Source organism: Pedobacter sp. NEAU-ZC8, from assembly GCF_059278965.1.
On sequence record NZ_JCAJXC010000001.1, the window covers coordinates 343,985 to 357,236 of the forward strand.

Sequence of the window (13,252 nt, forward strand, 5' to 3'; positions counted from 1 at the left end):
CCATGAATATTGTAAATTTATTATCAGAGATAGAAAAAGTAGATGGTGAAATCTATGAACGACTGAGTCCACGCCGTGCAGCAATGAAGCAGTTCTACGGCTTCGGTGCAAAAGTTGCGGCTGCAGCTATTCCCCTTTCCTTGGGTTCCATGTTCAACAAAGCTTACGGACAGACTGCGCCCGTAGCTGTGGAGCAAGTATTGAATTTTGCGCTTACCCTGGAATACTTGGAGTACTTCTTTTATAAAACTGGCTCAGCAACCAACGGGCTAATTCCTGCAGGCCCGGGTGTTGGCGCGATTGCCACAATCCGTGAACATGAGTGGCAACATGCCAACTTGTTAAAAGGTGCAATAGCAGGTATGGGTAAAAAGCCGGTGGTCTTCACGGCGACCGATTTTGATTATACTGCTAAAGGTACTTTCCCAAATGTATTTTCGGACTACAAGACTTTCCTGGCTGTCGCACAGGCTTTGGAAGATACTGGAGTAAGGGCTTACAAGGGGCAGGCCGGCAATTTGATGTCCAGTCCTGGGGTACTTCAAACAGCTTTGCAGATTCATTCGGTAGAAGCACGGCATGCTTCACATATTCGTCAGATGCGCCGGGCACCTGCTGGCGGTGGGTTAACGGCAATGAAACCCTGGATCACCGGTGGCAATGACAGCGGTGTACCACAGGTCGATGCCGTTTACAAAGGAGAAGAGAATACTACCCAAGGGGGTGTGAACATCAGAAATCTCGGTTATTCCGAAAAAGTTGCCACAGAGGCTTTCGATGAAACTTTAACTATGGCTGATGTCAATGCAATTGCCAGTCTTTTTATTAAGTAAGATGTTTTATTAGGTTGAAGAAGCAGCTGTGAGGCTGCTTTTTTCGTTTTTGGGACTTTTTTGCATGCCAATTGGTTAACTTATGATGTATTAAGAACTTTAGTTATGAGGATACCTGAAAACCATCAAGGCGTGATGACCTACCTGATGTTAAACGATGCCAAAGGATTTATTGAATTTACCAGAAATGTATTCAATGCGACTGAGGGCATGAAGGAAATGCGGGATGAACGGCCTGATCTGATCATGCACGCTGAAATCATAATTGCCGGTAGTACAATCATGTTTGCAGACACCGATGCTCAGTGGCCTCTCGCCAATGCAAACCTGTTTGTTTATGTAGACAGCGCAGATGACACTTATCATTTGGCACTTTTACATGGCGCAAGTACCGTGATGGAGCTCTCAGACCAGAACTACGGTAGAACCTGCGGGGTGTTGGATCCATTTGGGAATACGTGGTGGATCACATCACTTGTACACTGACATGCTGAACAAAGTTAATTGACACGCTGAACAAAATCGGGAAGTCCTGGTGCACCTAAATTTGTCTTAGACATTTAAATAAAAGAAAAATGGAAAAGAATAATTATCAAGGTGCATTACAGCAACCATTAGGATCAAAATTCGGTGCGACAACAACAGCAGCCGAGGTTATTGCAGGAAAGGACCTGACCGGGAAAATCGCCATTGTGACCGGTGGGAATACAGGTCTTGGTCTTGAAACAACAAAGGTCCTTGCAGCAGCAGGTGCAAGGGTGATCGTACTGGCAAGGGACATTGAAAAGGCAAAGCTGAACCTGCAGGACATTCCAAATGTAGAGATTGAAGCGATGAACCTAATGGATCCGGCTTCAATTGACGCATTCGCGCATAAATTTCTCGAATCCGAAAGAACATTGCACCTGTTGATCAACAACGCAGGCATCATGTGGGTACCGCTGAATAGAGACAGTCGCGGCGTTGAATCGCAGATGGCGACTAACTACTTAGGACAGTACCAGCTGGTTTCAAGGTTGTGGCCTGCACTGAAATCGGCGAAGGGCGCCAGGGTCGTAAATGTTTCTTCTTATGGCCACCAGTTTGCTCCCGTCGATTTTGAGGACATCAACTTCGAATGTAGAAAGTATGACACTCTTGTAGCTTACGGGCAGTCAAAAACCGCGAGTAACCTTTTTGCACTCGAATTGGATGAAAGGGCAAAGGCCTTTGGTGTTCGTGCTTATAGTCTACATCCTGGAGCAATATATGGAACCGAACTTGGCCGTTATGCATCAGTTGACCTGTTTAAAGAAATGGGGTACTTTGCGGAAGACGGCAGTCTCCGTCCAGAAATTTTGGCCGGTCTGAAAACCGTACAGCAGGGCGCAGCAACAACCGTCTGGTGCGCAACAAGTCCGATGCTTGATCAGATCGGTGGTGTTTACTGTGAAGATTGTGACATTGCGGAACTCGACTCCGGAGTTAAAGAAGAGGCAAATGGTTTAGGTAGCCATGGCGTACAAGAATATTCACTCGATCAGCAAAACGCCCTTAAACTATGGACCTGGACTGAAAAAGTTACGGGGATATCATTTTACTTTTAATCTTTTCAACGGAAACAAGCTAATTTTATAGAAATGGACCATGTTTCTAAATATCTGACCGAAGAAATCAAGCTTTCCAGCTATGAAGATAAACTGTTCAAGTCCGATTTGATGTTTAAAGATCATATGCTGGTTTGGTTCATTTCGGGGGAAACCAGGATTATTCAGGCGGATGCTACCTATGAATTTAAAACCGGTGACATCTTCCTGATTCCAAGAAATCAACTTGCAACCATCATAAACTATCCAAAAGATGGTTTGCCCCACAGATCAGTTGTGATGCACCTTTCGACCGAACGATTGAAGCAGTTTTATGAGCATGTGCCGGTACCAAAGATGCAGCCTACAGGCGGTAGAATCTTCAGTTTCAAGAATCATCCATTACTGGAGAGCTGCCTGGCTTCACTAATTCCGTACTTTGACCTGGAAGGTCTATTTCCGGATAATTTGGCGTCTTTAAAGATTACTGAGGCGATCAACATTCTCCGGTTCATAGATCCTGAAGTCGATGGCGTGTTAGCTAATTTCGATGCGCCCGGGAAAATTGATCTGTTGAACTTTATGGAACGGAATTTTATGTTCAACATGTTGTTGGAACGCCTGGGCTACCTGACTGGACGAAGTCTGTCGACTTTTAATCGCGATTTCAAGCGGCTCTTTAACACCAGTCCACAAAAGTGGCTTTTGGAGAAGCGACTTGAATTGGCTTACTACCAGCTTACTGAAAAGAAGAAGAAACCAACAGCGGTTTACCTGGAGGTTGGCTTTGAAGATCTCTCTCATTTTTCATTTTCCTTTAAGAAGAAGTACGGGCTGTCGCCAAATCAGCTTCGAACGGCTTTGTGATGCATAATCAACTAATATAACTACCAATTTGGATAATGCTGCAGGAGGTTTATTCTTCAACTTTGCCAACATAAAACAAATTATTATGGTATTACAGGAAAATGAATTGAGGAATAAAGTGGTGGTGGTAACGGCAGCGCTTGTTTGATTTTTACAACTATCGGATTGATCGCCGCATGAAGGCCGGACAGCCATTGAAATACCTTTGTTCTCAATCAAATCAGAATATTATGGAAAATCAAAAAGTATGGTTCGTAACAGGTGCTTCAAAGGGTTTGGGGCTAACCTTGATCAACAAATTGATCAGTCAGGGCCACCGGGTAGCAGCAACATCCAGACGTCTTGCAGATCTTGAAAAAGCTGCCGGTAAACATGAAAATCTATTGCCGCTGGAGGTTAATCTAACCAGTGAAGACAGTGTAGCTGCAGCGCTGAACGCCACGGTGGAGAAGTTTGGCAGCGTGGATGTCGTGGTGAATAATGCCGGCTATGGCCTGGTTGGTGGGTTGGAGGAGTTAAGCGACCAGGAAAGCAGAAGCAACTTCGATGTGAACGTATTTGGAATGTTGAACGTGATCAGGAATGTATTGCCGCAGCTGCGGAAACAAGGATCTGGACATATCTTTAATGTTGCTTCTGTTGGCGGTTTCACCGGAAGCTTCCCCGGCTTTGGTATTTACTGTGCGACCAAATTTGCCGTTCATGGCTTGTCAGAGTCGCTTGCTACCGAGGTAGAACCCTTCGGTATTAAAGTGACCATTGTTTCACCGGGCTATTTCAGAACTAACTTTCTGGATTCATCGCTTGCAACACCATCCACTCCAATTGAAGCCTATGAGGCTGTTCGCGCTTCGCAGTCCATGCACCAGGAACAGATAAATGGTAACCAGCCGAATGATCCTGAAAAAGCCGCAGATGTATTCATTAAAGCTGCTGAACTTGACCAGGCACCTTTACACTTGTTTTTAGGTCATGATGCCTACGAAATGGTCAACGAAAAGATTAGGAATGTTGAGCGGGAAATGGAACTGTTGAAATACCTGGCGACTTCAACAGCTTTCAACGATTAAAAAAAACCGGTTAAGTATCCCTGTGAAGGCCTACAGGGATATTTTCTGCTAACAACAATTTAAGTTATTTTTGAATGATGGATAAAGCGCAGAGTATAGAAGAGTTTTACCAGTCCAAGTTGAACTGGATACCTGACAACCTAAAGAAGGAGATGGGGCACTTCAATGTATTCGAGTTGGATGATTTTGTTGGCTGCCATGCAAAGCCGATTCCTTACAGTCGTAAGGACTTTTACAAGATCAGCCTTATTGAAGGTCGGAACAACATCTATTATGCGGATAAGACCGTAGGGATCGATGAATTTGCACTGTTATTTGCGAACCCTCAGGTCCCTTATAATTGGGAGTCGCTGGATGATGCACAAAGTGGATTTTTCTGCATCTTCACTGATGCCTTCTTTCAACAATATGGCAACTTTAAAGAATACCCGGTGTTTAAACCTGGTGCCGATGCGGTTTATAGTTTGAATGAGGAACAGCGTCAGGAAATTCGTAGAATTTTCTCCAGGATGTTTGAAGAGATCTCGTCAGATTACGTTTACAAGTACGATGTGCTGCGAAGTTTGGTTTTCGAGATCATTCATAGCGCTTTGAAGTTTAAGCCTGCAACGTCCAATCCAGTTGGAAAACAGAAAGCTGCTGTTCGCGTAGCTTCCTTGTTTATCGAGCTTTTAGAACGGCAGTTTCCAATTGAGTCACCGATGCAGCAGATGAAATTGCGTACGCCTGCGGACTTTGCGGATCATTTGTGTATTCATGTAAATCACTTGAACCGCTCGCTGAAAGAAGTGACTGAAAAGACGACTTCACAGCTTATTGCAGAAAGGATTTTGCAGGAGGCCAGGGCATTGCTGAAGCATACCAATTGGAACATTTCTGAGATTGCCTGGTGTCTGGGCTTCGAGGAGTTGCCACATTTTATCCACTTCTTCAAGAAAAATGTGCAGCTGACGCCGGGATCGTTCCGGAATGTTTAACGTTCAGTCCGTCAAATCAAGCAACTTTCAAACTTAATAATCTTTATTCTAAGCCGGTTCAGACCATCAGGTATCGCAGTGCCCAAATAGGGAATACCATTAGAAAAGTTGCAGGTTTACCGCATTGCTGTTTCCAGCAGGGTTCGCAGGTTTTGTAGTTAGTTGTGTTTTCTGCTTGCTTATCCAGGCTTTGTAGCCTTCAGGTTTAATCGGTTCTTTTAAGAGCTCAAGAGATTGCTGCATTTGAATCAGCTTATGTTCTATGGTTTGTCTGAATTTAATGAGCAGCTGTTGTACGTGTTGCTGCACTTTCGTCTTCGATTTTACGCGGATATTCTTGTTGAGTGGGTTTAGCAGCTGAAGGGTTAACTCTTTGCTGAAATATTGAAATGCTGCATCCAGCCTGCTCGCGAGTTGCTCCTGATCAAAGCCTTTACTATCATGCAGGGACATGAGCTGACCATGGAAGCGCCCAAGCAAAGTACTCAGGTCATCAATTGACTTGTCCATATGGTTCAGTGCGATTTGCAGCTCTGGAAGGCCAGTTTTTTTTACATCTGGGTTGTTGACCAGGCTATCCAGTCCGTCTCTAAGACTAATTAAAGTGTAGTTCCTGAGGATCAGTTGGAGGATAAACCTTTCCTGGGCAGTGGTAATTTGGCTATTCAAAACTTCCACCGACGCAGGCTTCATGAAGTTAATAACTTCTGGGTTCGACCTTAAACTTTCTGTACTGATTCTGGATCGGAGGATTAGTCCGTTTAAAGTTCGTACACGGCTTAATGCTACATATACCTGTCCGGCGATAAAGGACTTACCTGCGTCAATGATGGCATGGTCGAAGGTTAAGCCCTGGCTTTTGTGAATGGTCACAGCCCAGGCAAGCTTAATTGGATATTGGCTGAACTCGCCCACCTGTTGTTGCATAATGTCTTCATCACCCTCAGCTTTATACTCGAAAGACTGCCATGAACTTTTCTTCAGGAGCATATCTTCTTCACCTGGGAAGGCAATGTAAATTTCAGTTGCATCAAGAGAGATCGATTTGACCTTGCCGATCTTTCCATTGTAATATCTGCGGTTTTCGCCCACGTCGTTCTTGATGAACATGACTTGCGCACCTGTTTTAAGTTTCAGGCTCTGCTCTGCCTGTAGGCCAAGGTCGCGGAAGGTTCCGTTAGTTTCGCCCTCAAAGGTGTATTCCTGACCAGGAAGTTCTTCTAGCTTTTGCTTATTGATGGCATTGGCTTCGGCGTTGTGTGAAGTAATGATAATGGGGTTCAGCGATTCGCTTGCTTTAAAATCCGGATCATATCTTTCATTCAGGAGATTTAAGCTTGTTTCGCTGATGGTATTGTTCCTGATGTCGTTCAGAATATTAATGAACGCTGGTTCGGTTTGACGGAAGACCTGGGTAAGTTCTACCTGCAATACCGGACTACGGCGGATTACCTGGGCATCGAAGAAATATGGCGAAGCATATGCCCTGTTCAGGAATGACCATTCTTCCCTTTTGGTCACGGGAGGGAGCTGGTATAGATCACCGATAAGCAGCAGCTGCACACCACCGAAAGCTTCATTGATGCCACGAACTTTTCTTAGAATGGCATCTATCACATCGAGCAAGTCGCAGCGCACCATGGACACCTCATCGATCACAAGCAGTTCAAGGAGTCTAAAAAGATCTGTCTTTTCTTTACTGTAGCTAAGTTCAGCAACCATCGACTGTATTGATAGAATCCCCGATTGGAGGTTTTCCATACTGATATCACCAGGAAAGAAGGATCCGGGCGGCAACTGGAAGAAGGAGTTGATCGTTGTTCCTTTGGCATTCATTGCGGCAACACCTGTAGGTGCCAGGATCACCATCTTTTTAGATGTACTGGATTGAATCTTTCTCAGAAGCGTAGTTTTCCCGGTTCCCGCCTTGCCGGTCAGGAAAATATTCAGTGTGGTGTATTCTATAAATTCTAATACTTTATCAGCAACGAAGTTTGATGGTGTGGCATCGATCATGCGGCAAATTTACGAGAATTTATGCTTCAGGGATTTGTAGATTAAAGAGAGTTACTCTACTATACGTTATAATTATTGCTCATTGTATGAAAGAAAGTGTGAAATATTCAAGAAAGTAACTTTTTTTATTAAAAAAATAAATTACATTTGGGCTTACCCTTTAGGGGGTATGTTTTTCATAGGTAGATGTAGGGTCGAATACTTGTATTCGGCCCTTTTTTATGGCATAGCTTATGTATCTATTTTAACTGATGAGAAAAAAGAAAATCATTGTTGCCGTTACCGGTGCCAGCGGCGCCATTTATGCGAAATTATTGTTGGACAGTTTGGCGCAAATGGCCGATCAGATTGAGCGGGTAGGCGTGGTGATGTCCGACAATGCCAAGGAAGTCTGGCGCTTTGAATTGGGTAATGATGCATACGATGATTATAACTTTGACTTTTATCCGAAAATGGACTTCAATGCACCTTTTGCCTCGGGCTCTGCAAAGTTTGACACAATGATTATCATTCCATGTTCTATGGGAACCCTTGGAAGAATTGCAACGGGGATCTCGAACGACCTGATCACGCGGGCTGCCGATGTGATTTTGAAGGAACGTAGAAAACTCATCACAGTGGTGCGGGATACGCCTTTCAGCCTGATACACATCAACAATATGAAAGCCGTCACCGAAGCAGGGGGGATCATCTGCCCAGCTAATCCTTCCTTTTATAGTATGCCGAAGACCATTGAAGAGGTGGCACAAACGGTGGTAAGCCGCGTTATTGATCTTGCTGGCCTGGAACAGGATAGCTACCGCTGGAATGATTGATTACTAGAAAAAAACCTATCTTTGCACACTCGAAATGAAGAAAGTTGCATTTTATACATTAGGTTGTAAGTTAAATTTTTCAGAGACCTCTTCTATAGGTCGACTGTTTACAGACGCTGGCTACTCGGTTGTAGAATTTACCGAGGGTGCAGATGTTTATGTGATCAACACCTGTTCGGTTACCGAACATGCAGATAAAAAGTGCCGTAAGGTGGTTAAAGAGGCATTGAAGTACTCGCCGAACGCTTATGTGACCATCGTTGGCTGTTATGCACAGTTAAAGCCTCAGGAGATTGCAGAAATTGAAGGCGTAGACATGGTGCTTGGTGCAGCAGAGAAATTCCGTATTGTGGAATTTATTTCTGACCTCACTAAACAGCCGAAGGCCGTTATACACCAGCAAAATATAGAGAAAGTAAATCATAATTTCATTGCCGCTTATTCTATTGGCGACAGAACCCGTACCTTCCTGAAGGTGCAGGACGGTTGTGACTACCCTTGTACTTACTGTACCATTCCCTTGGCCAGGGGCGGAAGTCGCAGCGACACCATTGAAAATGTGGTGAACCGCGCGAGGCAGATTGCGGCTAGCGGTGTTAAGGAAATTGTACTTACCGGCGTGAATCTCGGCGATTTCGGAATACGGAATGGTCAGCGAGAAGATAAGTTCTTCGACCTGGTAAAGGCATTGGATGAAGTGGAAGGCATTGAGCGAATTCGCATTTCGTCTATAGAGCCAAATTTACTGAGCAATGAGATCATTCAGTTTGTCTCTACATCAAAACGTTTTGTACCACACTTCCATATTCCATTACAATCTGGTTCCAACAAAATCCTTGGTTTGATGAAACGTCGTTACCGACGTGAGTTATATACCGAACGTGTTGCCGCCATCAAAGCAGTGATGCCAGATTGCTGTATTGGTGTTGATGTGATTGTTGGGTTCCCTGGTGAAACACAGGAGGATTTTCTGGATACCTATCAGTTCTTAAATGGCCTGGATGTTTCCTATTTACATGTTTTCACCTACTCTGAACGTGAACAAACGGCCGCTGCTGAAATGCCGGACGTGGTGCCAGGCAGCACCCGTGCTGACCGGAGTAAGATGTTACATATTTTGTCTGATAAGAAAAGACGGGCGTTTTACCAATCTCAGATTGGGAAAGTGGGCGAAGTGCTTTTCGAAGATGACCAGAAAGGTGGTTTTATGCACGGCTTTACCAAGAACTATGTTAAGGTAAGGGCGAAATATGATCCAGTGATGGTGAATGAGCTTAAGACGGTTCAACTTTTGTCTATGACTGCAGCGGGTGAAGTTGAAGTTGCCGAAGCAGAAGCGGTTTTACATCATTAATCCTATATTCGCATAAACTACTTTTATATATGTTCCCTACCGTCTCGCATTTTTTAGAATACCTTTTCGGCGTACAGATCCCTCTACCTTTTAATACTTTCGGCGTTTTTGTTGCACTGGCCTTTATTGCCGGGTACTGGGCGTTTACGAAGGAAATGCAACGTAAGGAGTCGCTTGGGATCTTACATCCACGGAAAAAAACATATGTAATTGGCAAAAAGGCAACCACCACGGAGCTTGTGATGAACGGTGTCTTTGGATTTCTGGTCGGATACAAACTGGTATATGCTTTAATCAACTATAGTCAATTTGTTTATGACGCCCAAACCGTTTTGCTGTCGACTAAAGGAAATATTCTTGGTGGTCTTGCATTTGCGGGGTTGTTCATTTACTGGGATATCCAGGAAAAAAACAAACACAAACTTGATAAACCGAAGAACGTAGAAGTAACGGAATATCCACATCAGCTGATGGGCAATTTGATTGTCTGGGCGGCGGTATGGGGTTTCTTAGGGGCTAAGATCTTTGACAACCTGGAGCACTGGGATACTTTTATCCAGGACCCTATTGGTGGATTGTTATCCTTCAGCGGTTTGACATTTTATGGAGGATTGATTTGTGGCGGTGCCGCGGTTTTGATTATTGCGAAAAAAAATGGTATCAAGCCCTTACATATGCTGGATGTGGGTGGTCCCGGAATGATGCTGGCTTACAGCGTAGGCCGTATCGGTTGTCATATGTCGGGCGATGGTGACTGGGGCATTGTGAACCTGAACCCTAAACCTTTCAGCTGGTTGCCAGACTGGCTGTGGGCATATACCTATCCAAATAACGTTGCCATGGAAGGGCTGAAGATACCAAACTGCGTTGGCAAGTTCTGCTTTGAGCTTCCACAGCCGGTTTATCCAACACCGATATACGAAGTAATTGCTGCCTTCATTTTGTTTCTTATTCTTTGGCAGATCCGCCACAAGATTAATTATCCTGGCATGTTGTTCGGGATTTACCTGATGTTTAACGGTCTGGAACGTTTCCTGGTGGAGTTGATTCGCGTAAATACCAAATATCACGTCGGGGATATTGCCTTTACACAAGCTGAATTAATCTCTACTATTCTCTTTATTTCTGGCTTGGTTATGGTATTGTTTGCCATCAAGAACAAGGAAAAACACGCTAACTACTAAAACTGTAAGCATGGATTATGAATTGTTATGTACCAAGGTCCTGGGTGTTGTCCGCTTGGCGGGTAACTTCATCAGGAAAGAATCAATGAATTTCGACAACAACAGAATCGAGTTTAAAGGATTGAATGACCTCGTTTCTTATGTAGATAAACAAGCTGAAAGAATCCTGGTCGACAATCTTGCTGAACTGCTGCCAGAATCTGGATTTATCACTGAAGAGCAGACCATTGATAAAAAAGGGGAGGTCTACAACTGGATCATTGACCCTTTAGATGGTACAACAAATTTCATACATGGTGTACCAACTTATTCGGTAAGCGTCGCACTTTATGAACATGGTGCACCGGTTATCGGTGTAGTTTACGAGATCAATCGTGCAGAGATGTTCTATGCCTACAAAGGTGGGGCAGCATATCTGAACAATAAAGTTATTCGTGTATCCAACCGGGATCTGATCGCTGACACCTTATTGTCGACAGGCTTTCCATATTATGATTTTGAGAAGCAGCCCCAGTATATGGCGCTATTTACGGAGCTGATGCGCAAGTGTCATGGGCTAAGAAGAATTGGTTCAGCAGCAGTAGACCTGGCTTACGTGGCATGTGGCCGCTTTGACGCCTTTTTCGAGTACAACCTGAATGCCTGGGATGTTGCTGCGGGTGCATTTATTGTGCAACAGGCGGGTGGCCGTATAATGAATTTTTCTGGTGATGAGGAGTTTGTGGAAACCCGAGAGCTACTCGCGACGAACAGCAGGGTGGATGCGGAGCTGCTTGGATATATTCAGCAGCATTTCACATAATATTTTCCGGTTTCAGTTCGGGCGTGGGGGTGTTCCTCAGCAGGCGTTTTTACTCCCGCATCAATATTTGCAGCATATACTGGATGTTTGATTTTCTTATAAAAAGAGGCCGTATCATTGAAAGATGATTGGCCTCTTTTTTTTGTTGATGCTGTTTTTTGTTGTTCAGAGTTTCTTGATCATCAAGGGTAGAAAGTGGTGCTTAGCGGAAGCTTGCCGCATCACAACCAGCAAAAACAGCCTTTCTAAGCTGCTTTTTTCCTTAAGTTTTGTGCTATCGCGAGTAAACCCCATTCGATCTCGACTTTTTCTTTACCCCGGAGCATAAAGCGGCGGAACCCATGGTTCTGTTTGATATTTGCGAAGACTGGCTCAACATCAAAGCATCGTTTCTTTCGATGCCTTATTCCCTGCTCGCTGTTGAGTCGCTCATGAGCCTGTTGTTTTTGTCTTTTTAGATTTACATTGATCTCGATGATCCGATTGGTTTTAGATTTATGGCAAGCTCCATTCAAAGGACAGCTACTACAGCTTTTCGCTTGATATTGCCTGTATGTCTGCATGAACCCGTTGCCAGTCTTATGACTTCTATCACCAATATATTCCATTTGCTGGCCCATTGGGCAGATATATACATCTTGTTGCTCGTTGTAAAAAAGTCTATCTACATGGAACGGATACTTGTTTTTATAAGTCTCATTTTGGCCTTTATCGAACGTGTTGTATTTCACATATGCTTCAACTTGTCTTCCTTCCAGTATGGTGTAATTTTCTTCTGATCCATATCCAGCATCTGCGGTAAGGGTTTCAGGCGCTTTGCCGAAGCTACGCTCATGCTGCTCCAGATGGGCTTTTAAGGTTAGTGTGTCTGTAGGATTTGGATGGATGGTGTAATTAACGATATACTGATTGGAGGTGGATATCTGCACGTTGTATCCGGGCTTTAATTGGCCATTCAACATGTGGTCCTCTTTCATGCGCATGAAAGTAGCATCTGTGTCTGTCTTGCTGTAACTATTGCGTTCTCCAAGAATAGCTTCCTGTTCTTCATATTTGGCAATGTTTTCCGGGAAGGTCTTATTGATATACCTCAGCTTGGCCTTCACCTTCTTATCAACCTGGTCATTTTCTGCAAGCAGTTTATTGAGCTTTTCAACGGTGGCATTCACACTTTCCGGATTGACGGTACTAAGGTCAGGTGGTTCAGGCATCCGATCTTCATCAGCAGCGACATGCTGGGCGTAGTTCCAGATATCCTCCAGCTGCTTTTTCATTTTCTCTTTATTGCTCTGGATTGATTTCTTCCAAACAAAGGTGTATTTGTTGGCATTTGCCTCAATCTTAGTTCCATCGGTATAAACCTGATCTATGCTTAACAGCCCTTCGGTGGCCAGTAATTGAACAACTTCTTCAAACACCGAGCGAAGTGCATGCTTCAGACGAACCCCACGAAAACGGTTGATGGTATTGTGGTCAGGCTTGCTCATGCCGCTAAGCCACATAAAAGGAACCCTTTCCCGGCAGGCTTCAGCAAGCTTCCGACTGGAATAGATATTGGTTACATAACCATAAACCAGCACCTTCAAAAGCAATAAAGGATGATAATTGGATCCACCCCGAATGTGATAAGCTTTTAAAAGCGGCTCAAGATTGATCCGATTAATCACATCATTGACAACGCGGACAGAATGATCCGCAGAAATTAAGTCGTCCAGACTCGGGGGAAGCATCACCAATTGATTTTGGTGATAGGGCCTGAAAGTAGGTCT

Annotated in this window: 12 protein-coding genes; 10 read left to right on the forward strand and 2 right to left on the reverse strand. The window is 44.2% G+C overall.

Features of this window, described 5'->3' with window-relative positions:
- Window positions 1-2: 2 nt before the first annotated feature.
- The 6 genes from AC5WJX_RS01635 (at window position 3) to AC5WJX_RS01660 (ending at window position 5,312) form a co-directional block, all read left to right on the forward strand.
- Window positions 3-833, forward strand: coding sequence for a ferritin-like domain-containing protein (locus AC5WJX_RS01635; protein WP_494483083.1), 831 nt, complete (start codon window positions 3-5; stop codon window positions 831-833).
- A 105-nt stretch (window positions 834-938) separates the two neighbouring features.
- The gene (locus AC5WJX_RS01640; RefSeq protein ID WP_494483084.1) at window positions 939-1,319 is read left to right on the forward strand and encodes a VOC family protein; all 381 of its coding nucleotides are present in this window, start codon (window positions 939-941) and stop codon (window positions 1,317-1,319) included.
- An 89-nt stretch (window positions 1,320-1,408) separates the two neighbouring features.
- Window positions 1,409-2,419 (forward strand): SDR family NAD(P)-dependent oxidoreductase, encoded by a 1,011-nt coding sequence (locus AC5WJX_RS01645; protein WP_494483085.1) that lies wholly within the window; start codon window positions 1,409-1,411, stop codon window positions 2,417-2,419.
- Window positions 2,420-2,452: 33 nt separating this feature from the next.
- Window positions 2,453-3,265 carry a helix-turn-helix domain-containing protein gene (locus AC5WJX_RS01650; RefSeq protein ID WP_494483086.1) on the forward strand — a complete coding sequence of 271 codons (813 nt, stop codon included), beginning with the start codon at window positions 2,453-2,455 and terminating at the stop codon, window positions 3,263-3,265.
- A 230-nt stretch (window positions 3,266-3,495) separates the two neighbouring features.
- Window positions 3,496-4,335: an SDR family NAD(P)-dependent oxidoreductase gene (locus tag AC5WJX_RS01655; RefSeq protein WP_494483087.1), complete on the forward strand. Its 840-nt coding sequence runs from the start codon at window positions 3,496-3,498 to the stop codon at window positions 4,333-4,335.
- Between the two features lie 74 nt (window positions 4,336-4,409).
- Window positions 4,410-5,312, forward strand: coding sequence for a helix-turn-helix domain-containing protein (locus AC5WJX_RS01660; protein WP_494483088.1), 903 nt, complete (start codon window positions 4,410-4,412; stop codon window positions 5,310-5,312).
- Window positions 5,313-5,411: 99 nt separating this feature from the next.
- Here AC5WJX_RS01660 and AC5WJX_RS01665 read toward each other — a convergent pair whose 3' ends face one another.
- Complete coding sequence (locus AC5WJX_RS01665; protein WP_494483089.1) at window positions 5,412-7,328, reverse strand: ATP-dependent DNA helicase; 1,917 nt, start codon at window positions 7,326-7,328, stop codon at window positions 5,412-5,414.
- A 251-nt stretch (window positions 7,329-7,579) separates the two neighbouring features.
- On the opposite strand from AC5WJX_RS01665, the gene AC5WJX_RS01670 reads away from it, so the two are divergent.
- Genes AC5WJX_RS01670 through AC5WJX_RS01685 form a run of 4 tightly spaced genes read left to right on the forward strand, consistent with a single transcriptional unit; the run spans window position 7,580 to window position 11,483 of the window.
- Window positions 7,580-8,143 (forward strand): UbiX family flavin prenyltransferase, encoded by a 564-nt coding sequence (locus AC5WJX_RS01670; protein ID WP_494483090.1) that lies wholly within the window; start codon window positions 7,580-7,582, stop codon window positions 8,141-8,143.
- Window positions 8,144-8,177: 34 nt separating this feature from the next.
- Window positions 8,178-9,497, forward strand: a complete 1,320-nt coding sequence (mtaB, locus tag AC5WJX_RS01675; protein ID WP_494483091.1) for a tRNA (N(6)-L-threonylcarbamoyladenosine(37)-C(2))-methylthiotransferase MtaB — start codon at window positions 8,178-8,180, stop codon at window positions 9,495-9,497.
- Window positions 9,498-9,526: 29 nt separating this feature from the next.
- A complete protein-coding gene (locus AC5WJX_RS01680; RefSeq protein WP_494483092.1) occupies window positions 9,527-10,681 on the forward strand; it encodes a prolipoprotein diacylglyceryl transferase in 1,155 nt (384 codons plus the stop codon).
- 10 nt (window positions 10,682-10,691) lie between these two features.
- A complete protein-coding gene (locus AC5WJX_RS01685; protein ID WP_494483093.1) occupies window positions 10,692-11,483 on the forward strand; it encodes an inositol monophosphatase family protein in 792 nt (263 codons plus the stop codon).
- A 245-nt stretch (window positions 11,484-11,728) separates the two neighbouring features.
- Here AC5WJX_RS01685 and AC5WJX_RS01690 read toward each other — a convergent pair.
- On the reverse strand, window positions 11,729-13,252 hold a 1,524-nt coding region (locus AC5WJX_RS01690), incomplete at its 5' end, for an IS1182 family transposase (protein WP_494483094.1).